Consider the following 18,096-nt stretch of genomic DNA (forward strand, 5'->3'; position numbering starts at 1 on the left):
GCGGGCATCGTGAAAAATCTATGGCAAAGAAAGCCTTATGTTCTCATAACTGACGATTAAATCGCACCTTCCTTAATGGATCTGTCTACTCAGGAATAATCCTTCATCGTTGTCGCAGATCCACAAATATTTATTTATCGCAAAGTATTACGTTTGTAGCTGCAGGGCCTTTATCACCACTATGTATTGCGAATTCAACCTTCTGCCCTTCAAATAAAGTTTTGAAGTTATCGCCAGTGAGCGCAGAAAAATGAACAAAGATATCTTTGCTTCCATCAAGAGGAGAGATGAAACCAAAGCCTTTGTCTTCGTTAAACCACTTTACCAGGCCTTTAATTCTTGAGGTCATATTGACTCCAGTTACATAACATTATTGATAGTAAACGTATAGTATTAAGCGTATGGACTCAAAAGAAGGGGATATCATCGATAGCGCCTGGTAATGAGGACTGCCCGGAAAATTTTTTACGTTCGTTTGTTCATCGAACAGAGGAGTTTATTAAGGCACGGTAAGCCATAATAAGCAAATTATATTTTAGCCGTCCGGAGGTCCCGGGTGAAAAATTAAAAGTGGCATTAAATTTATTTCAACGTATAGTTGCCAGGTGTTTTCAATAAAAGGAATCGATTTGTCCCGTAAAATGACAGGAATTGTCAAAAGTTTTGATAGCCTTAGTGGCAGAGGTCTCATCACCCCTTCTGATGGTCGAAAAGACGTTCTGCTTCACATTTCCGCCGTTAAATCCAGCGAATCAGAATTACTTATTCCAGGTATCCGCATCGAATTTTGCCGGATCAACGGTCTCAGTGGCCCCGTGGCTGCGAACATCTATCTTTCCTGAAACGACGTCATCTCTATCTGTGGTATCCCGCTACGGGATAAATAATAGAATGATAAATTAAATGATTAAATTTCAATCAAACGTGTTACGGTGAAGCTCATTCATTGAAAGGTTAATCATCATGTCTCTCATCGATTACGCAATGAAATTCATTGGTGGCTCATCGACGTCCTTTGTCATCTGTCCGGTATGCGGCTTACGATCGTCTCAATCTCTCTCTCGAATTCGCCGTAAACAGACAATGCAGTGCCCGGGTTGTAAGGCGCTGTTTGTCTCGCCACACTAATCCTGACACTGAGTCACATATAAACCCCGTGCTCCATACTTAAGTTAAATTTTAACAGCTGTTAGATCCTGATGCCTTACGCCCATCCTGAGAGAACGTTGCCGAACTGATTTCGCAACTGCCCTGCGCGCTAACGTCGCCAGAATGCCTTCATCGAGCGGCCTCAAGGATCCCTGAATAACCTGACGCTGGAAGAATACCGGCTGATGGCTGAAGACCCGGAAATCTCAAAAAGTGCGTGGAACTAAAACCGGTGTGCTTACCGCGCCAGGACCTGCAAATGCGACAGCGAGACCAGATTCATTTGGCATAGTTATTGCTGGAATATGAGATCTCTTTTGGGCACTGAAGGTCTCTATGAAAGCAACGGCTGGCGTGGGTGGGGTGGGGACGGTGCGTCCTTTGCAGCCCTATTTTGTGATCAGTTCAGCGGCAAGCTACCTGAAAAAGAGCATGCCGGGCTCGCCAATTGCCCATTTCTATAGCTTTCAGGTGTCAGACTCCCCACGTTTTGCCCTCGCCGTGCCGGACGGCAGCGTCGATATCCTGTTTAACTGCGACCCGGCCAACCCCACGGCGCGGGTGTGCGGCAGCACCGAAATGGCGCACCAGATAACCCTTGAGCGCGGGCAGCGCTATTTCGGCGTGCGCTTTATGCCCGGCGTGATGCCCGATTTTCTCGACGTCTACGCCAGCGACCTCTTTGGCCACGAACTGGGTTTTAACGATGCCGCCCCCGGCAAACATGGGGTGTTCGAGCAAATTGTCGCCAGCAGCGATTTCAGCCAGCAAATGGCGCTCTTTATGCAGCACTTTGGCGCACGCCTGAACCGGGCTTCCGCCAGCCTGCTGTTGCAGCTGATAGACATTATTCTTAAGCACCACGGGGCGATCCGGGTGGAAGAGCTGGAGAAGAAGACCCTCTATTCCGCGCGTTATATCCAGCGTGTTTTTCGTGAAAACTGCGGTATGTCGCCCAAGGTTTTCTGCTGCATGGTGCGCTTTCAGTATGCCCTTTCTCAGCTCAATCAGGGGGGCAGTTGCAACCTTGCCGGTATGGCGCAGGAGCTGGGCTACGCCGACCAGTCGCACTTTCTGCGCGAGTTTAAACACTTCGCCATGATGTCGCCCAGGGCCTACCTGGCTTACATCCGTGAAATTAATTATCAGCAGCGGATCCTGCAATGCTGATGCGCACAGTTTTAGTGCGCGAAACGCCATTAATGCCCACCTGAATGCACCACGGCCAGTTCCGATTTCTTCTATTTTACGTCGCCGGGAACGCATAGAAATAAGCCACACGCACCGTTATTTATTTCAATAAAAGGGCTTATTTATGACTGACGTAAAATCGCTTGTCTCCGATTTTCTGACCATTGACGACGCACTGACCCTCGATGGCGAAACCACCAAAGCGCTGCAACTCAAACACCTTAATCGCCTGCGTACCCTCGACGGTCACGCCAAATATTTTACCCGTGCGCAGGGCTGTACCTTTATTGATGAGAATGGCGATAAGCACCTCGATATGATCGGCGCCGTTGGGGTGGTCACCGTTGGCAACAACAACGATTTTGTCTGGTCCTGCCTGCAAAAATGCTTCGACAGCAAGCAGTTTATGATGGGGGCCATCTCCTACCACAACGTGGCGGCGGCCCTGGCGCATAACCTGGCGTTGCTCTCGCCTCAGGGCAAGCTAACCAAAGTCGGCACGGCGACGGGTGGCGCGGAAGCCATTGAGGGGATGATCAAAATGGTCAAGCTGGCGACCCGCAATAAACCGGAAAAAACCCATCTGCTGGCGACCCTCAATGCATTTCACGGTAAAACCTCAGGGGCAGTATCCCTGGGCGGCAAGGATAAATGGCGCGCTTTTCAGCAGCCAACCCTCGCGAATATTGACCATATCGAATATGGCTCAGTGGCGGCACTGGAAGCGGCGCTGGCGACAGGAAAATACAAAGCCTTTGTGGTGGAGCCAATTCAGGGCGAGGGCGGGATTATTGTGCCGCCGGAAGGCTATCTGAAAACGGCCCGCGCGCTTTGCGATCGTTACGACACGCTGCTGGTGCTGGATGAGATCCAGTGCGGGGCGGCGCGCACCGGCAAGTTCTGGTGTTGCGAACACGATGACATCGTTCCGGACTGCATTGTGTTTGCCAAAGGTCTCTCCGGCGGCCTGGTGCCTTTTGGCGGCTACCTGTGCACCGAAACTCTTTACGATGCCGCCTACGGTAGCCTGGAAACCTGCTATCACCATACCGCGACCTATCAGGAGAACACCCTGAGCGCCGCCGCCGCGCTGGGAGCGCTGCAATTTATCCTCGAGCACGATCTGTGCGGCATGGCGCAGCGTAAAGGGGATCTGATGATGAAACGTCTGCGCGAGGTGCAGCAGCGCTACCCGGACGTTATCTAAGAGGTTCGCGGCAAAGGGCTGATGATCGGCGTGGAGTTCGGCAAAATCCCTGCCGGATTACAGGCCACCCTGGGCGAATATTACTCGGCGATGATTGCCGGGAATATGGTGGAAAACTACCGCGTACAGGTGAATTTCACCATCAACAACCTCGCCGTGTTCCGCTTCCTGCCGCCGCTAATCATCAGCGACGAAGAGCTGGAGTATGGCCTCAACGCCTTTGAAGCCTCGGTGGAGCTGGTGGTCAAAACCGTAGCTGAAGCCCAGGTCAGCGCGTGATGGCGGGGGAGCAGAGCATGAATTTTAGCTATAGCTTACCGGTCAACATCCAGTTTGGCCGGGGAAAAGCGGCGAGCGTCGGGGACGAAGTGGCGCGGCTGGGCAATAAAGTGTTGCTGGTCACCGGGCGACACAGCTGTAAAGCCTCGGGCCTGCTCGACCGCTGTTTGCAGCTGCTGGCAAAGGCGGGGGTGGAGGTCGAATTGTTCGACTGCGTGGAGGCCAATCCCCTCACCACCACCATTGACAGCGGCAGTGAGCGCCTGCGGGCCACGGGATGTAACGTGGTGCTCGGTATCGGCGGCGGCAGCGTAATGGATGCCGCAAAGGGTATTGCCTTTATGGGACGCCACAGTGGCAAGGTCACCGATTACCTGCACCTGCCGCAGATTGAAGGCGAGGCCGTACCGCTGGTGCTGATGACCACCACCGCCGGTACCGGCAGTGAAGGGAATTGCGTGGCGGTCTTCACCAACCCCTTTACCTCCGACAAGCTGGTGTTCTTTACTCCGTTGCTGTTTGCGAAGACGGCGATTGTTGACCCGGAACTGATGGTGACGCTGCCGCCAGCCATGATAGCGGCAACCGGCTTCGATGCCCTGTCGCATAACATTGAGGCGCTGGTGGGCAGGTTCGTTCAGCCGATGAGCGCAATGATGGCCGGGCAGGCCATCAGGCTGCTGGCGCAGCATCTGCCTCTGGTCTTTGAGGATGCCACTAATATCGCCAGCTGGGAGCAGGTGTGCTGGGCGAACACCCTTGGCGGCATGGCGATCGGCCTTTCTGCCTGCGGTTTACCCCATGCCATGGAGCACCCGCTGAGCGGGCTGCACAACATCACCCATGGCGTCGGGCTGGCGGCGCTCTATCCGGCGTTGATGGAGTTCTCCTGGCGCAGCAATCTTCAGGCCTTCGCAACCGTTGCCAGAGCCCTGGATCTGACGGGCGAAACCAGCGGTATGAGCGAGATCGACTGCGCACGCCATAGCATTGCGCAGGTCCGCGCGCTGATAGTCCGGCTGAACCTGGCCTTTACGCTCAGTGACCTGGGGGTCAAGCACGATGAAATCGAGTGGATGACCCGCCGCTGCTGCGAAACCATGCAGGTCAGTATTCAGCAAAACCCGAGGCTGGCGTCCGCAGATGAGATCCGCGCCCTCTATATTGCCTGTTTATAACCTCCCGTGCCGCGTCATCCCGACGGCGCGGCATTGATTGTCGTCGTTCAATCAGACTCACTGGAGACTGAAAAATGCATAACGAATCAACGCTTAAGAAAAACAGTCTGGGGATGTGGTCACTGATCTTTTTTGTGGTGGCCGCAGCGTCGCCGCTTACCGGGGTGGTGGGGGGCTTGCCGGTGGCCATTTCCGCAGGTAACGGCGCAGGGATCCCGGCGATTTATGTGATTGCCGGGCTGATACTGATCATCTTCTCCTTTGGTTATGTGGCTATGAGTCGCCACGTCACCAATGCCGGGGCCTTTTACAGCTATATCTCGTTAGGCCTGGGGCGAAATATTGGCGTGGCGGCACTGATGGTGGCGCTGCTGGCCTATTTTGCTATCCAGCTTGGCGTGGTGGCGCTTTTCGGCTTCTTCTGCGAAATGTACGTCAGCGAGCACCTTGCGCTGCAGCTCTCCTGGTGGGTATTTAGCATCGCCATGCTGCTGGTAGTGTGGGTGCTGGGCATCGAAAGCGTGGAGGTGGGCGGCAAGGTGCTTGGCATATTAATGCTGCTGGAAGTGGGCATCATGTTGCTCACCGATGTGGCGGCACTCCTGCATCTGCATGGTCAGTCGGTGGTGCTTAATTTCTCATCCTTTACCCCTTCGGTGGTGTCGGAGGGCCATTTAGGCATCGCGCTGATCTTTACCATCGCGGCCTTTATCGGTTTTGAATCCACCGCTATCTATGGCGAAGAGTGCCGGGAGCCGGAAAAAGCCATTCCGCGCGCCACGCTGCTTGCCGTGGTGCTGATCACGCTGTTTTTCACCTTTACCAGTTGGGTGCTGGTGCAGGCCTGGGGCGTGGAGAAGGTGGTGAGTGCCGCCACAACCAACCCTGGGCGCTTTATTTTTGATATTGCCGAAAATGTGCTCGGCCGCTGGGCGGTGGAGATGATGTCCCTGCTGCTGATAACCAGCCTGTTTGCCGCCACCCAGGCGTTTCATAACAACATTTCCCGCTATTTGTTCAGCATCAGCCGCGACGGCTATCTGTGGAAGAAAATGTCCAGCGTGCGCGCCGGTAAAGGGACGCCCTATATTGCCAGCACGGTACAAAGCGTGGTGATAATCGGCACGCTGCTGCTGATGGTAAGCTTAGGTCTGGATCCGATGGTGGATATTTTTGCCTGGGGATCGGCGCTGGCAACCATGGCTATCCTGCTGCTACAGGCGGGGGTGTCGGCGGCGGTGATTGCCTGGTTTTACCGTCAGGGGGCGCTGACGACCCGGCTCTGGAGCCACTGCATTGCTCCCTTTATTGCCACCCTGAGCATGCTGACGGCGCTGGCGATGGTAATTCAGAATCTCGACCTGCTCAGCGGCACCTCTTCGCGTAGCATCTTTATCATTCCCTAGCTGGTGCTGGCGATCGCCATGGTAGGCTATGTGATTGCCTTTCGCGTCCATCATCGTCAGGCGGTGAGCGCCCCGGTGCTATAGTTTTCCTTCCCGGTTGATGACGACGAACGAGCCTCTCGTTCGTCGTTTTGTGCATTGTTGATAGCCTCCTTTGCCGCCTTTTCTCCCTGCGTAGCGCCGCTTCGATGAATAAATCCTCTGTCAGCCGTAAAGCTGGCAGCAGTTGCAAACTTCTTACATGATTGGGCTAATTAATTTCGTCACATTGCCGATTAACTGTGTACCTAACGGAAATACGCCGATAAACGCTGTCCTGTGGCTGTATTAAACGTTCAGATTGCTACCCGCAAACGCCCGTGTTTCGTGCTGATTTTCACGTTGGCGATACTGGCGGGGGAATTTTGTACCAGTTGAACCGTAACCGAGAGTTTTAAGATGCCTAAACATATCCTCATTGTTGATGACAGTCGTTTATCACGGATGATCTCCCGCCAGTACGTGCTGAGACAGCACAAGGACTGGGATATTGCAGAGGCGGCAACTGGTGAGCAGGCAATTGAGATGGCGGCGGAAAAGCAGCCGTATCTGATCCTGCTCGACGTCAATATGCCGGGCATGGGTGGGCTGGCCGCAGCGGCAATACTGCGTGACGCTCATCCGCAAACCCACATTGTGCTGCTGACCGCTAACGTACAGACCTCTGTTCAGGTACAGGCGGAACAGTTGGGGATCGGTTTTTTGTCGAAGCCGATTAAAGAGTCGGACACTCATGCCATGCTGAACAACCTGGAGTCGAGCGTATGATCGATGAAATGAGCATGAGCGAGCTTGAAGCGGACAGCCTGATGGAGATCTTCAACATCGGGGTGGGGCACGCGGCGGCGGCGATGAGCAGTATCGTCAATGAAGAAGTGCGCATGTCCGTGCCCTCGATTCGGATCACCACCCGCTCAGAAGCGGCGGATGAACTGGGGGCAGGGCTCTCGCTGTGTGGGATCAGCCAGCATTACAAAGGGGCTTACGCCACCGAAGCCATTCTGATGTTCCCGGAACAGGCCAGTTTTGAAATAGTGCGCATGATGGTCGGCGACCTGATCCCGGCAGACGAACTGGGGGAGATGGAGCGCGAAGCGATGTGCGAGATCGGCAATATCGTGCTCAATGCCTGCGTGGGAACCCTTGCCAATATGTTCGAGAAAGAGCTGGAAGGCTCTCTGCCGGTGTTTCGTGTCGGCAGCAGCGAACAGATCCTCAACCCGGAGCAGGACAGTATTGACCCGCCGGTGTTGATGCTGCGGATCGATTTCTCTCTCGAACGTCAGCAAATTGAGGGCTATCTGGCGTTTATTCTCGACATGACGGCGCTGCGCGATCTGCGCGAACAAGTCAGGCTCTATATCGAGCGCCTGGAATCCGGTATGGTCCCTGACGGATTATAATTACTATGAAAGACAAGCTGTTACTGGATGCATTTTCCGCCCTCAGTCTTGGGGTGATAGTGGTTGATGCGAACTACCGCATTACGCTGTGGAACGCTTGGTTAGAAACACACACCGGTCGCGCGGCGAGCGATACGCTTAATCAGGATTTCTTTACGGTATTTCCTGATCTGCGTAATCATCGCGTGGGCGTCGCACTTAAACAGGCTATCAGCCACAATCTTCCGGCGCTGCTGTCGCAGTCGTTGCACCGTTCGCCATTCCCGCTGTTTGCCGAACCTGCGCATCCGGGCGTGCGGCTCAGTCAGGCGGTCACCATTGTGCCGCTGGGAGATACTGAACGTTACGGGCTTATTCAGATTGTCGATGTCAGCCAGGCGGTACGCCGTGAATCCTTGCTGCGGGAGCAGGCGCATGTGCTGTTGTCACAATCGTTTTCAGATGGCCTGACCGGCGTTGGCAACCGTCGCTACTTTGATGTCTGTATTGACAAAGAGTGGCGGGCCAGCAAACGCAATAATAAGCCGCTCTCTTTACTGCTTATCGATGTCGATCATTTTAAGCGCTATAACGATCGCTACGGTCACCAGCAGGGGGATCTGTGCCTGCAGCAGGTGGCGACGGCAATGCGTAACGCCCTCCCGCGCAGTTCGGATCTGCTTTTCCGCTATGGCGGGGAAGAGTTCTGCGCGCTGCTGCCGGAAATGCGTTCGGCAGATGCCGTGGAAGTGGCGGAAAAACTGCGCGCCAGCGTGCAGAATCTGTTGCTCCCCCATGCCAATGCCACGGCGGGTATTGTCAGCGTAAGTATCGGCGTTGCCAGCTACAATCAGCGGCTCCATTCGGACTACGGGGATCTGATTCAGGCGGCGGACGACGCGTTGTATGAGGCAAAACATGCCGGGCGCAACATCGTGCGGGCAAGCGTAGTGGCCTTTCCTGAGAGCCTGACCACGCTGAGTACTCCCGACAACAACTGAGTTTTTCTCTGATTTCTATTGGTAGTCCAACGCCAGGGATGGCAGCGCTACAGGATAGCCATCAGTCGCTTTTCTTTTCCAGATGCCCGAGTGTTTTCTCCGGAAAACAGTAATCCCGCACCCGCCGTTTTAACTCTGCCGCATCCGGAAAGCCGCCTTCCTGTTTCCGCTCCCAGATAACATGCTCATCGATATCAATCACGAAAATACCGCCAGTACCTGGCACCAGGGTAACCGAGGCGATATCGGCGCTGAAGCTGTGTAACAGCTCCTGAGCCATCCAGCTGGCGCGGAGCATCCAGTTGCACTGTGTACAGTAATGAATACGGATAGCCGGTTTGGTGGTCTGCATATTGTTAACCATGTGAGTAAGCGTTGCCCAGTGTAGCCAAAACATTGGCGAAATAGTGAAGAAAGTGTGAAGTTGTTGCAAGTGATAATTATTATCATTATTATTCAATCCATAACAATGTGGACCTGTCTCCTGCTGACATACGCCAACACAATAAAAAGACTGGAAGCAACATGTGGGCCTGATACTAATAAATTCTAAGGCTTGCAAAAAACTATGGGTACATCGCAATTTTTCCAGGTGCCGTCTCGTAAAAGCATCCTGGTCACTTCACTGCTCGCAGCACTGTATCAGACCTCCGCTATGGCGGCTGATAGCGTAACGACATCAACAGCGGCAACCGCCCCCGGGCAGGAAAATGCCGACGAGATGCTGATCACCGCACCCGCTCCGGTTCTGAAAGCCGGGAGCAACCATTCGATCAGCGCTGAGGATTTGCAAAAGAAAGGCGCCAACGATTTCGGTTCGATCATGCGTTATGAGCCCCTGATCAGCGCGACCGGTGCCAGCGGTGGATCCGGCAACGGCAAGAGCGGCTTCGACCGCGGCGGCTATACCGGTTACAACATCCGTGGCCTTGAAAGCAACCGCGTGGGGATCGACGTTGACGGTATTCCTCAGCCGGACGCCACCGGACGCAGCTACGTTAGCCGTGCCGGGCTGAACTCCTTTGGTATTGGCCGCGACTACATTGACCCCTATATGTACGGCAATGTGGATATCCATGCCGGTGCGACCGCCATCGATAATGCCAATACCTCTATCGGCGGCAACGTCTCCTTTAAACCGAAATCAGCGGACAACTACCTGCACGCCGGGAAAGAGACCTACTTCGGTTACCAGACGGATTATGACTCTGCCGATCGCAGCTGGCACAATGGCCTGACTGCGGCAGGCGGCGATGACACCCTGCGCGGTATTTTTGTCTACAGCCGTCGCGATGGTCAGCAAACCCGCAATAACAGCGGCACCATTGACGCGTACCCGGCGAACTGGCACTCCGATGCGATGATGGCCTCCGGCATCTGGCAGGCGACAGATAGCCACAAGCTGACCACCACACTCGACTATTACCACAAGACCAACCATACCCATTACGATGCCTGGGACAGCGCGGGCAGCAGTATTATTGGCGATGCGCAGCAGACTACCCAGACCCGCCGTTGGGGGCTGAGCCTGAAGGATGACTGGACGCCAATGAACGACTGGCTGGACAGCATGTCCACCAAAGTCTTCTATCAGCATACCGAAGCGCATGACTGGACCTATATGCCGGACAGCACCTCGCTGGCGCTGGAAACGGTGGCATCTAACTACGACACCGATACCTGGGGTATTCAGAGCGCGATGGCAAAAACCCTCGGTCGCCACGATCTGAGCGCAGGCTTTAACGCCAGCACCACCAAAACGGAGCGTCCGTTCAGCCAGTCGCCGGTGCCGAGTACCTTCAGCGCCATTATGCAGCCGGAAGCGGACTCCAGCAGCTACACCCTCGGGGCCTTTGTTCAGGATCAGATTAACTTCGATCTGGACAGCCACAACTTCGCCATTATTCCGGGCGTGCGTGTGGTGCATCAGTCCATGAAGCCGGAAAATCTCAGCAGCCTGACCACCAACAGTACGGTGCTGGATGAGGACGACGTCGCCACGCTGTATGGCAAGAACTCTGACACCCAGGTGCTGCCGTCGCTGACCTTCCAGTACGACCTTACTCCGCGTCTGATGACTTACCTGCAATACACCCGTGGCGCAGAGTTCCCGAACGCCAGCCAGCTGTATGGCTCCTGGAACCTGGGCTCCAGCTATGCCGGTCGCGGTCAGTACGCGCTTATCGGTAACACCGATGTGAAGACCGAAACCAGCGATAACCTTGAGTGGGGGATGAAAGGCGAGGTGACGGAAGGTATCACCATGCGCACCTCGCTGTTCTATAACAGCTATAAGAACTTTATCGCTTATACCCGCTACACTCGCGCCAATAACCCGGATAAATTCACCCGGGTGCCGTCCAATATCTACACCATTTATCAGGCGGAAAACCGCGATAAAGCCTGGATCTACGGCGGCGAAATCAGTACCCGATTCAACTTTGGCACCTGGTTTGAACAGGTTGATGGCCTGAGCGCAACCCTGGCCTATGGCTATTCTCAGGGTCAGTCGAAGTCACGCTATATGGGTGACAAGTACATCGATCTCGACAGCGTCGCGCCGATGAAAGCGATTGTCGGCGTGGCTTATGATGACCCGGCGAAACAGTACGGTACTGCGCTGACGGCGACCTTCGTTAAAGGCAAGCAGGCGACGGCAACCAGTCGTGAATCCTACACCAATACCGGTTCGGCGATTAGCGATTCCAGCAACGAGTACATGCGTGTGCCTGGCTACGGCCTGCTGGACTGGACTGCGTACTGGCAGGTGGCGAAAAACGTCAAAATCAATGGCGGCGTTTATAACATCACCGACCGTAAGTACTGGGATTACCTGAACAGCCGTACTCAGGAAGTGTCCACCAACCAGGATGCATACGACAAAGCCCTGGCAACCATGCCGGGTCGTAGCTGGCAGTTGGGCGTGAACGTCGATTTCTGATCCATTTCATGGTTTTACCTGCCCTCCGGCAAGCTGGCCGGAGGTTTTATCATAAGAAGGAAGCACTGACATGACCCAATCATCGCAACATGCTCAGGACATCTGGCAGCAGTATCAGAGCGTGAAAAGCCAGAACGCCGCCCGCTATGCCCGTGATATTGCCGGGGATCTCGGCATCAGCGAAGCACAACTGACCTTCTCCCGCGTCGGTCATGATGCGCAGCGGCTGAGCGACGATCTGCGCGGGATCCTCAGTGGCCTGGAAGCGGTCGGGGAGACCAAATGTCTCTGCCGTAATGAGTTTGCCGTGCATGAGCAACTCGGCAGCTTTAGCAATCTGAATATCGGCGAACATGCCGGGCTGGTACTGAACCCGCGCGCGCTGGATCTGCGTCTGTTTATCACCCAGTGGGCGAGCGCCTTTTTCCTGCGGGAACAGCATCAACAGGGCGAGCGCCAGAGTATCCAGTTCTTTGACTGGCAGGGCGATGCGCTGCTGAAGGTCTATATGACGACCAGTACGGATACGGCCGCCTGGCAGGCGCTGATCGCTCGTTTTAGCGCAGAACAAAACCAGCCCCTGGTGGTGAAAAGCGCGGCGGCGCCTGAGCAGGCAACGCAGACGGATGCCGTGGCGCTCGACAGCGCCTGGCGCGCAATGACCGATGTGCACCAGTTCTTTGGTCTGCTGAAAAAGCACAATCTTACCCGCCAGCAGGCTTTCCGCCTGGTGGGGGATGACCTGGCATGTCTGGTCAGTAACGATGCGCTGGCGCAACTGCTGGATACCGTCCTCAGTGACGGCAACGAAATCATGATTTTCGTCGGCAACCGGGGCTGTACCCAGATCTTTACCGGCGCGTTGGAGAAGGTTACGCCGATGAAAGGCTGGCTCAACATTTTCAATAAATCCTTTACGCTGCATCTGCGTGACACGGCGATCAGCGAAAGCTGGGTAACCCGTAAACCCACTGCCGACGGCCATGTGACCAGCCTCGAACTCTTTGCCGCCGATGGCACCCAAATTGCCCAGTTGTATGGTCAGCGCAGCGAAGGCAACGCCGAGCAAAGCCAGTGGCGAGCCCAGATCGATGCCCTGGCGGCGAAAGGAAAAGCGGCATGAAAAAACTCCTGATCCTGCTGGCCGCACTGCCGCTGCTGGCGCAGGCGGCAACGGAGCGCATTATCCCGCTCGGCGGCGATGTGACCGAAATTGCCTGGGCATTAGGGGCAGAGCAAAGCCTGGTGGCCCGTGACAGTACCAGCACCTGGCCTGCGGAAGTGCAGAAACTGCCGAACGTCGGTTATGTGCGCCAGCTTAATGCCGAAGGTATTCTCTCGCTGCGCCCGACGCTGGTGCTGGCAAGCGCGCAGGTGCAGCCATCGCAGGTCCTCACCCGGCTTGCTGATAACCACGTGAAGGTGACCACCGTGCCCGGCGGCTATACGCTTGCGGCCATCGACGAGAAAGTTGAGGTTATCGCCGGTGCGCTGGGTAAAAAAGCCCAGGGTGATGCCCTGCGTAAAAAGCTGGATGCCGAAATAGCCTCTCTGCCCAAAACCGCCCTTAACAAACGGGTGCTGTTTATTCTCAGCCACGGCGGGATGGGTTCGATGGTTGCCGGACAGCAAACGGCGGCGGATGGCGCAATTCGCGCGGCGGGTTTAATCAATGCAATGCAGGGGTTTGACCATTATCGCGCGCTCTCCCAGGAAGGGGTGATCGCCAGTGCCCCGGATCTGGTGGTGGTTTCCGCTGACGGCGTAAAAAGCCTCGGCGGAGAAGAGAACCTGTGGAAGCTGCCGGGTCTGGCCCAGACGCCCGCCGGGAGCAATAAGCAGGTGCAGATAATCGATGATATTGCCCTGCTGGGCTTTAGCGTCCGCACCCCGCAGGCGCTGCATGCCCTGCGCGACAAAGCCGAGTCCACTCCCTGATGCGTCCGTTGGCTGCGCGTTATCTGTGGGGGCTGGCGCTGCTGTTGTTGGGGGTTACGCTGTTTGCCACCACCATGGGGGCGATGCGCCTGCCGCTGACCAGCTTATGGAGTGCGGGTGACGAAGGGCTGCGACAGATCTGGTTGACAATTCGTCTGCCGCGCGTGCTGCTGGCGCTGCTGGTGGGGGCGTCGCTGGCGCTGTCCGGCTGCGTGCTGCAAGGGCTGTTCCGTAATCCACTGGCGGATCCCAGCCTGCTTGGCATCTGCGGCGGCGCAGCGCTGGCGGTGGCGTTCTGGCTGGTTTTACCGTTGTCTGTACCGGCGCTGGTCGCCCTCTATGCCCCGATGGTGGCGGCTTTTATCGGCAGCCTGGCGGTGATGATCATCATCTTTATGCTGAGTAAATCGCAGGATGGCACCCTCTCGCGGCTGTTGCTGGTGGGGATTGCCATCAACGCACTCTGCGCGGCGGGTGTCGGGATGCTGTCGTGGGTGAGCAATGATGCGCAACTGCGTCAGCTCTCGCTGTGGGGGATGGGCACCGTCGGCCAGGCGCAGTGGTCAACGCTGTTGGTCGCCGCCACGCTGATGATCCCCTCATCGCTTGTGGTGTGGCGCATTGCCGGGCAGCTCAATCTGCTGCAACTTGGCGACGAAGAGGCCCACTATCTGGGGGTCAATGTGACCCGGTTACAGCACATCATGCTGCTGTGCAGTGCGCTGCTGGTGGCCTCATCCGTCGCCATCTGCGGGATTATCAGCTTTATTGGCCTGGTAGTACCGCACCTGATGCGCATGCTGTTGGGAGCCGATCATCGCGGGCTGGTCCCCGGTTCGCTGCTGATGGGGGCTATCCTGCTGCTTATCGCAGATACGGTGGCGCGCACCATTGTCGCGCCTGCCGAAATGCCGGTGGGGCTGATCACCAGCTTCCTCGGCGCGCCCTGGTTTTTATGGCTGATATTCCGCCAGGGGAGAGCCTCCCATGGATAAGCGTTTAACCGCCAGCCATCTCTCTCTGAGCTACGGCCAGCGACAGTTAATCAGCGATCTCTCCTTAACCCTCGATGCCGGAGAAATGGTGGCCCTGATTGGCCCCAATGGTGCCGGAAAATCAACCCTGCTGCGCCTGCTGACGGGCTATCTGCCGGCGGCAAAAGGGCAATGTGAGATTGAGGGGCGTTTGCTCAGCGCATGGCCGCCGCAGGCGCTGTCCCGCCGCCGGGCGGTCATGTTACAGCAGACCCAACTGCGCTTTGACTGGCAGGTGGAAGGCATTGTGGCGATGGGCCGCGCGCCCTGGGGGAAAGCGCGGGAATCTGAGGTTGTGCAGCAGGTGATGGCCCTGACCGATTGCCAGAGTCTTGCCGGGCGTAACTATGCCACGCTCTCCGGCGGAGAGCAGCAGCGGGTGCAACTGGCGCGTTGCCTGGCGCAGCTATGGCAGGAAGGCGGGCCTAAGGGCTGGCTGTTTCTTGACGAACCCACTTCGGCGCTGGATCTCTATCATCAACAACAGCTGCTGCGGTTGCTGAAAACCCTGACCCGGCAAGGGGATCTGCATGTCTGCGTTGTGCTGCACGATCTCAATCTTGCCGCACTCTGGGCCGACCGGATTTTGCTGTTGCATCAGGGGCGTCTGGTGGCGCAGGGCGCGCCAGAAGAGGTAATTGTGCAACCGATCATCGAAAAATGGTACCGGGCTGAGGTGAGGGTGGAAACCCACCCGGACGGAGAAACGCCGCAGGTCTTTTTGACGCCGTAAAAAAGGCTGTCGTAGCGCATCATGGCTACGACAGCCGCGTTTTTTGGCCTCGCGTGCGTGGACAGCATGCGCCATCAGCAGGAAGCCAGTTTTGATTTCTGCGCTATGAGGCGGATGAAATACGGCTGATTGAATAAGGATCCGGTGACTGGCGGCGGATGAATACTGTGATCGACATAGCTTATCGGGGAGGCGTAATCAAAGTCCGGGCGAAAAAAAACCGGCGGGCAACGAAGTCGCCCGCCGGTGAGTCTGTCGATTATTGCAGATCGAAACGGTCCAGATTCATCACTTTGGTCCAGGCTGCCACGAAGTCAGAGACGAACTTCTGTTTGGCATCGTCACTGGCGTACACCTCAGCCAGGGCGCGCAGAATGGAGTTTGAACCAAAAATAAGGTCAGCGCGGGTTGCGGTGTATTTTACTTCACCGCTCTTACGGTCACGTCCCTCGAACAACTCCGCTTTTTCATCAACCGGCGTCCACGCGGTGCGCATATCCAGCAGGTTAACGAAGAAGTCGTTACTGAGCACGCCTGGGCGATCGGTAAAGACCCCGTGCTGGCTGCCATCAAAGTTGGTGCCCAGCACGCGCATCCCACCCAGCAGTACCGTCAGTTCAGGCGCGGTCAGCGTCAGTTGCTGCGCCTTATCGATAAGCAGGGTTTCGGTGCTGATATCGTCATGCACCCGGCGGTAGTTACGCAAACCATCTGCCAGCGGCTCCAGCAGTTTAAATGACTCAACATCGGTCTGCTCCAGGCTTGCATCCACCCGGCCCGGCGTAAAGGGCACACTGACATGCACGCCCGCTGCCGCCGCAGCCTGCTCAATACCGACCACACCCGCCAGCACAATGATATCGGCCAGCGACGCTTTACCCGAGGCCTTAGCTATGGCTTGCAGAGCGGGCAGGGCCTTGAGCGCAACCGCATTCACCGGCCAGCCATTCTGCGGCGCCAGCGCCAGGCGCGCACCGTTTGCCCCGCCGCGTTTGTCGCCGCCACGGAACGTGGAAGCGGACGCCCAGGCGACGGAAATCAGCTCACTGACCGACAGCCCCGCACCGGCAATCGCCACTTTCAGGCTGGCGATATCTGTATCAGTCGGCTGGTGGGTGGCTGCGGGTAATGGATCCTGCCAGATCAGATCTTCACCAGGGACTTCAGGGCCGATGTAACGCGCTTTTGGCCCCATATCACGGTGAGTCAGTTTGAACCAGGCGCGGGCAAAGGCTTCGTTAAAGGCCTGGGGATCGTTGAGGAAGCGACGAGAAATCTTCTCAAAATCCGGGTCAAAGCGCAGGGTCAGGTCGGTGACCAGCATGGTCGGCTTACGTTTTATCTCCGGATGGAAGGGATCAGGAATGATATCCGGGGCATCTTTGGCTTCAAACTGAATGGCACCTGCCGGGCTGCGGGTCTGTACCCATTCGTATTTGAACAGGTTCTCAAAGAAGTAGTTACTCCACTGGGTCGGGGTCTGGGTCCAGACCACTTCGAGGCCGGAGGTGATGGCATCGGCGCCAGCGCCGCTGGCATAGCTGCTGTTCCAGCCCAGGCCCTGCGCCTCGATGGGCGCGGCTTCCGGCTCAGGACCGACGTGGCCGTCGGGGGTGGCGGCACCATGGGTTTTACCCAGCGTGTGGCCACCGGCAATCAGGGCTACGATCTCTTCATCGTCCATCCCCATATTGCCGAAGGTGGCGCGAATAGCCGCCCCGGCGGAGACGGGCTCACCGCTGGCGTTCGGGCCTTCAGGGTTAACGTAAATCAGCCCCATTTCGGTAGCGCCAATGGCTGCCTGAGCGAGGCTTTCCGGGTGGCGATGGGTCAGCCAGGATTTTTCATTGCCCCAGTTCACATCGAGATCCGGCTCCCACACATCTTCACGGCCTGCGCCGAATCCGAAGGTACGAAAACCGGCGTTTTCCAGCGCCACGTTACCGGCCAGCATCAGCAGGTCAGCCCAGGAAATTTTCTGCCCGTATTTCTGTTTGACCGGCCATAACAGGCGGCGTGCTTTATCCAGACTGACGTTATCAGGCCAGGAGTTGAGGGGGGCAAAACGTTGCTGTCCACGGCCTGAGCCGCCACGACCATCGACGGTGCGGTAGGTGCCTGCGCTATGCCAGGCCATACGAATAAAGAGTCCAATGTAGCTGCCCCAGTCTGCGGGCCACCAGTCCTGAGAGTCGGTTAATACCTTTCTGATGTCCGCTTTCAGCCCGGAGTAATCGAGTTTCTTAAACTCTTCGCGGTAGTTAAAGGTGGCATCCAGCGGGTTGGAACGGCTGGAGTGCTGATTCAGCAGGTCCACACGCAGTTGTTCAGGCCACCAGTCCCGGTTTGTTGTGACACTGCTCTTCTTCGTGGGCTTTGCCCCACCTTCATGAAAAGGACATTTTGCAGCTTCGGATCCTGGGGATGTGTCTTCTGACATGCTCATAATCTGACTCCATTTATTTGTGAGTGCCTTTAAGAGTAAACACGGCTTCCAGTTAAAGATATTTGAATGAATCTACGGATTTGATAGCCAAATCCTTTGGAAGGTGCGATTTAATCGTCAGTTATGAGAACATAAGGCTTTCTTTGCCATAGATTTTTCACGATGCCCGCAC

At 56.1% G+C, this 18,096-nt stretch carries 18 protein-coding genes and 1 pseudogene; 16 read left to right on the forward strand and 3 right to left on the reverse strand.

Annotation, left to right across the window (positions count from 1 at the left end; all coding sequences use genetic code 11):
* Nucleotides 1-130 precede the first annotated feature (130 nt).
* Nucleotides 131-349 (reverse strand): cold shock domain-containing protein, encoded by a 219-nt coding sequence (locus ACSZO4_RS19065; RefSeq protein WP_437890608.1) that lies wholly within the window; start codon nucleotides 347-349, stop codon nucleotides 131-133.
* A 280-nt stretch (nucleotides 350-629) separates the two neighbouring features.
* Between ACSZO4_RS19065 and cspF the strand changes: the two genes are divergently transcribed.
* From cspF to ACSZO4_RS19120, 11 genes and pseudogenes are all read left to right on the forward strand, one after another.
* A complete protein-coding gene (cspF, locus tag ACSZO4_RS19070; protein ID WP_437890609.1) occupies nucleotides 630-842 on the forward strand; it encodes a cold shock-like protein CspF in 213 nt (70 codons plus the stop codon).
* Between the two features lie 121 nt (nucleotides 843-963).
* Nucleotides 964-1,128, forward strand: a complete 165-nt coding sequence (locus tag ACSZO4_RS19075; RefSeq protein ID WP_437890610.1) for a YnfU family zinc-binding protein — start codon at nucleotides 964-966, stop codon at nucleotides 1,126-1,128.
* A gap of 155 nt (nucleotides 1,129-1,283) precedes the next feature.
* Nucleotides 1,284-1,376: pseudogene (locus tag ACSZO4_RS19080) on the forward strand (integrase); the annotation flags it as partial.
* 109 nt (nucleotides 1,377-1,485) lie between these two features.
* Complete coding sequence (locus tag ACSZO4_RS19085) at nucleotides 1,486-2,319, forward strand: helix-turn-helix domain-containing protein (protein ID WP_437890611.1); 834 nt, start codon at nucleotides 1,486-1,488, stop codon at nucleotides 2,317-2,319.
* Nucleotides 2,320-2,464: 145 nt separating this feature from the next.
* Complete coding sequence (locus ACSZO4_RS19090; RefSeq protein ID WP_437890612.1) at nucleotides 2,465-3,547, forward strand: aminotransferase class III-fold pyridoxal phosphate-dependent enzyme; 1,083 nt, start codon at nucleotides 2,465-2,467, stop codon at nucleotides 3,545-3,547.
* A 21-nt stretch (nucleotides 3,548-3,568) separates the two neighbouring features.
* Nucleotides 3,569-3,826 (forward strand): hypothetical protein, encoded by a 258-nt coding sequence (locus tag ACSZO4_RS19095; protein ID WP_437890613.1) that lies wholly within the window; start codon nucleotides 3,569-3,571, stop codon nucleotides 3,824-3,826.
* A 17-nt stretch (nucleotides 3,827-3,843) separates the two neighbouring features.
* A complete protein-coding gene (locus ACSZO4_RS19100; protein WP_437890614.1) occupies nucleotides 3,844-5,004 on the forward strand; it encodes an iron-containing alcohol dehydrogenase in 1,161 nt (386 codons plus the stop codon).
* A 74-nt stretch (nucleotides 5,005-5,078) separates the two neighbouring features.
* Nucleotides 5,079-6,410 (forward strand): APC family permease, encoded by a 1,332-nt coding sequence (locus ACSZO4_RS19105; protein ID WP_437890615.1) that lies wholly within the window; start codon nucleotides 5,079-5,081, stop codon nucleotides 6,408-6,410.
* Between the two features lie 438 nt (nucleotides 6,411-6,848).
* Nucleotides 6,849-7,217 (forward strand): response regulator, encoded by a 369-nt coding sequence (locus ACSZO4_RS19110; RefSeq protein WP_437890616.1) that lies wholly within the window; start codon nucleotides 6,849-6,851, stop codon nucleotides 7,215-7,217.
* A complete protein-coding gene (locus ACSZO4_RS19115; RefSeq protein ID WP_437890617.1) occupies nucleotides 7,214-7,852 on the forward strand; it encodes a chemotaxis protein CheC in 639 nt (212 codons plus the stop codon). Before ACSZO4_RS19110 ends, ACSZO4_RS19115 begins: the two co-directional genes overlap by 4 nt.
* Nucleotides 7,853-7,857: 5 nt before the next feature.
* Nucleotides 7,858-8,832 carry a diguanylate cyclase gene (locus ACSZO4_RS19120; protein WP_437890618.1) on the forward strand — a complete coding sequence of 325 codons (975 nt, stop codon included), beginning with the start codon at nucleotides 7,858-7,860 and terminating at the stop codon, nucleotides 8,830-8,832.
* 61 nt (nucleotides 8,833-8,893) lie between these two features.
* On the opposite strand, the gene ACSZO4_RS19125 is transcribed toward ACSZO4_RS19120, so the two are convergent.
* The gene (locus ACSZO4_RS19125; protein WP_437890619.1) at nucleotides 8,894-9,184 is read right to left on the reverse strand and encodes a SelT/SelW/SelH family protein; all 291 of its coding nucleotides are present in this window, start codon (nucleotides 9,182-9,184) and stop codon (nucleotides 8,894-8,896) included.
* A gap of 216 nt (nucleotides 9,185-9,400) precedes the next feature.
* On the opposite strand from ACSZO4_RS19125, the gene ACSZO4_RS19130 reads away from it, so the two are divergent.
* From ACSZO4_RS19130 to ACSZO4_RS19150, 5 genes are all read left to right on the forward strand, one after another.
* Nucleotides 9,401-11,773 (forward strand): TonB-dependent receptor domain-containing protein, encoded by a 2,373-nt coding sequence (locus ACSZO4_RS19130; RefSeq protein WP_437890620.1) that lies wholly within the window; start codon nucleotides 9,401-9,403, stop codon nucleotides 11,771-11,773.
* 70 nt (nucleotides 11,774-11,843) lie between these two features.
* Entirely contained in the window at nucleotides 11,844-12,896 is a 1,053-nt protein-coding gene (locus ACSZO4_RS19135; RefSeq protein WP_437890621.1) for a hemin-degrading factor, read from the forward strand.
* On the forward strand, nucleotides 12,893-13,711 hold the full coding sequence (locus ACSZO4_RS19140; RefSeq protein WP_437890622.1) for a heme/hemin ABC transporter substrate-binding protein: 819 nt from the start codon (nucleotides 12,893-12,895) through the stop codon (nucleotides 13,709-13,711). The genes ACSZO4_RS19135 and ACSZO4_RS19140 overlap by 4 nt, the downstream gene beginning before the upstream one ends.
* On the forward strand, nucleotides 13,711-14,706 hold the full coding sequence (locus tag ACSZO4_RS19145) for a FecCD family ABC transporter permease (RefSeq protein WP_437890623.1): 996 nt from the start codon (nucleotides 13,711-13,713) through the stop codon (nucleotides 14,704-14,706). Before ACSZO4_RS19140 ends, ACSZO4_RS19145 begins: the two co-directional genes overlap by 1 nt.
* A complete protein-coding gene (locus ACSZO4_RS19150) occupies nucleotides 14,699-15,478 on the forward strand; it encodes a heme ABC transporter ATP-binding protein (protein ID WP_437890624.1) in 780 nt (259 codons plus the stop codon). The genes ACSZO4_RS19145 and ACSZO4_RS19150 overlap by 8 nt, the downstream gene beginning before the upstream one ends.
* A gap of 259 nt (nucleotides 15,479-15,737) precedes the next feature.
* On the opposite strand, the gene katG is transcribed toward ACSZO4_RS19150, so the two are convergent.
* Nucleotides 15,738-17,924, reverse strand: a complete 2,187-nt coding sequence (gene katG, locus ACSZO4_RS19155) for a catalase/peroxidase HPI (protein WP_437890625.1) — start codon at nucleotides 17,922-17,924, stop codon at nucleotides 15,738-15,740.
* Between the last annotated feature and the right edge of the window lie 172 nt (nucleotides 17,925-18,096).

This window comes from Phytobacter sp. V91, assembly GCF_965644225.1.
Classification (GTDB): domain Bacteria; phylum Pseudomonadota; class Gammaproteobacteria; order Enterobacterales; family Enterobacteriaceae; genus CBFFRJ01.

Excerpts from the sequence above, each read along its gene's own strand:
- ACSZO4_RS19065 (WP_437890608.1), bottom strand. The coding sequence starts at position 349 with ATGACCTCAAGAATTAAAGGCCTGGTAAAGTGGTTTAACGAAGACAAA.
- ACSZO4_RS19075 (WP_437890610.1), top strand. The coding sequence starts at position 964 with ATGTCTCTCATCGATTACGCAATGAAATTCATTGGTGGCTCATCGACG.
- ACSZO4_RS19085 (WP_437890611.1), top strand. The coding sequence starts at position 1,486 with ATGAAAGCAACGGCTGGCGTGGGTGGGGTGGGGACGGTGCGTCCTTTG.
- ACSZO4_RS19090 (WP_437890612.1), top strand. The coding sequence starts at position 2,465 with ATGACTGACGTAAAATCGCTTGTCTCCGATTTTCTGACCATTGACGAC.
- ACSZO4_RS19095 (WP_437890613.1), top strand. The coding sequence starts at position 3,569 with ATGATCGGCGTGGAGTTCGGCAAAATCCCTGCCGGATTACAGGCCACC.
- ACSZO4_RS19100 (WP_437890614.1), top strand. The coding sequence starts at position 3,844 with ATGAATTTTAGCTATAGCTTACCGGTCAACATCCAGTTTGGCCGGGGA.
- ACSZO4_RS19105 (WP_437890615.1), top strand. The coding sequence starts at position 5,079 with ATGCATAACGAATCAACGCTTAAGAAAAACAGTCTGGGGATGTGGTCA.
- ACSZO4_RS19110 (WP_437890616.1), top strand. The coding sequence starts at position 6,849 with ATGCCTAAACATATCCTCATTGTTGATGACAGTCGTTTATCACGGATG.
- ACSZO4_RS19115 (WP_437890617.1), top strand. The coding sequence starts at position 7,214 with ATGATCGATGAAATGAGCATGAGCGAGCTTGAAGCGGACAGCCTGATG.
- ACSZO4_RS19120 (WP_437890618.1), top strand. The coding sequence starts at position 7,858 with ATGAAAGACAAGCTGTTACTGGATGCATTTTCCGCCCTCAGTCTTGGG.
- ACSZO4_RS19125 (WP_437890619.1), bottom strand. The coding sequence starts at position 9,184 with ATGCAGACCACCAAACCGGCTATCCGTATTCATTACTGTACACAGTGC.
- ACSZO4_RS19130 (WP_437890620.1), top strand. The coding sequence starts at position 9,401 with ATGGGTACATCGCAATTTTTCCAGGTGCCGTCTCGTAAAAGCATCCTG.
- ACSZO4_RS19135 (WP_437890621.1), top strand. The coding sequence starts at position 11,844 with ATGACCCAATCATCGCAACATGCTCAGGACATCTGGCAGCAGTATCAG.
- ACSZO4_RS19140 (WP_437890622.1), top strand. The coding sequence starts at position 12,893 with ATGAAAAAACTCCTGATCCTGCTGGCCGCACTGCCGCTGCTGGCGCAG.
- ACSZO4_RS19145 (WP_437890623.1), top strand. The coding sequence starts at position 13,711 with ATGCGTCCGTTGGCTGCGCGTTATCTGTGGGGGCTGGCGCTGCTGTTG.
- ACSZO4_RS19150 (WP_437890624.1), top strand. The coding sequence starts at position 14,699 with ATGGATAAGCGTTTAACCGCCAGCCATCTCTCTCTGAGCTACGGCCAG.
- katG (WP_437890625.1), bottom strand. The coding sequence starts at position 17,924 with ATGAGCATGTCAGAAGACACATCCCCAGGATCCGAAGCTGCAAAATGT.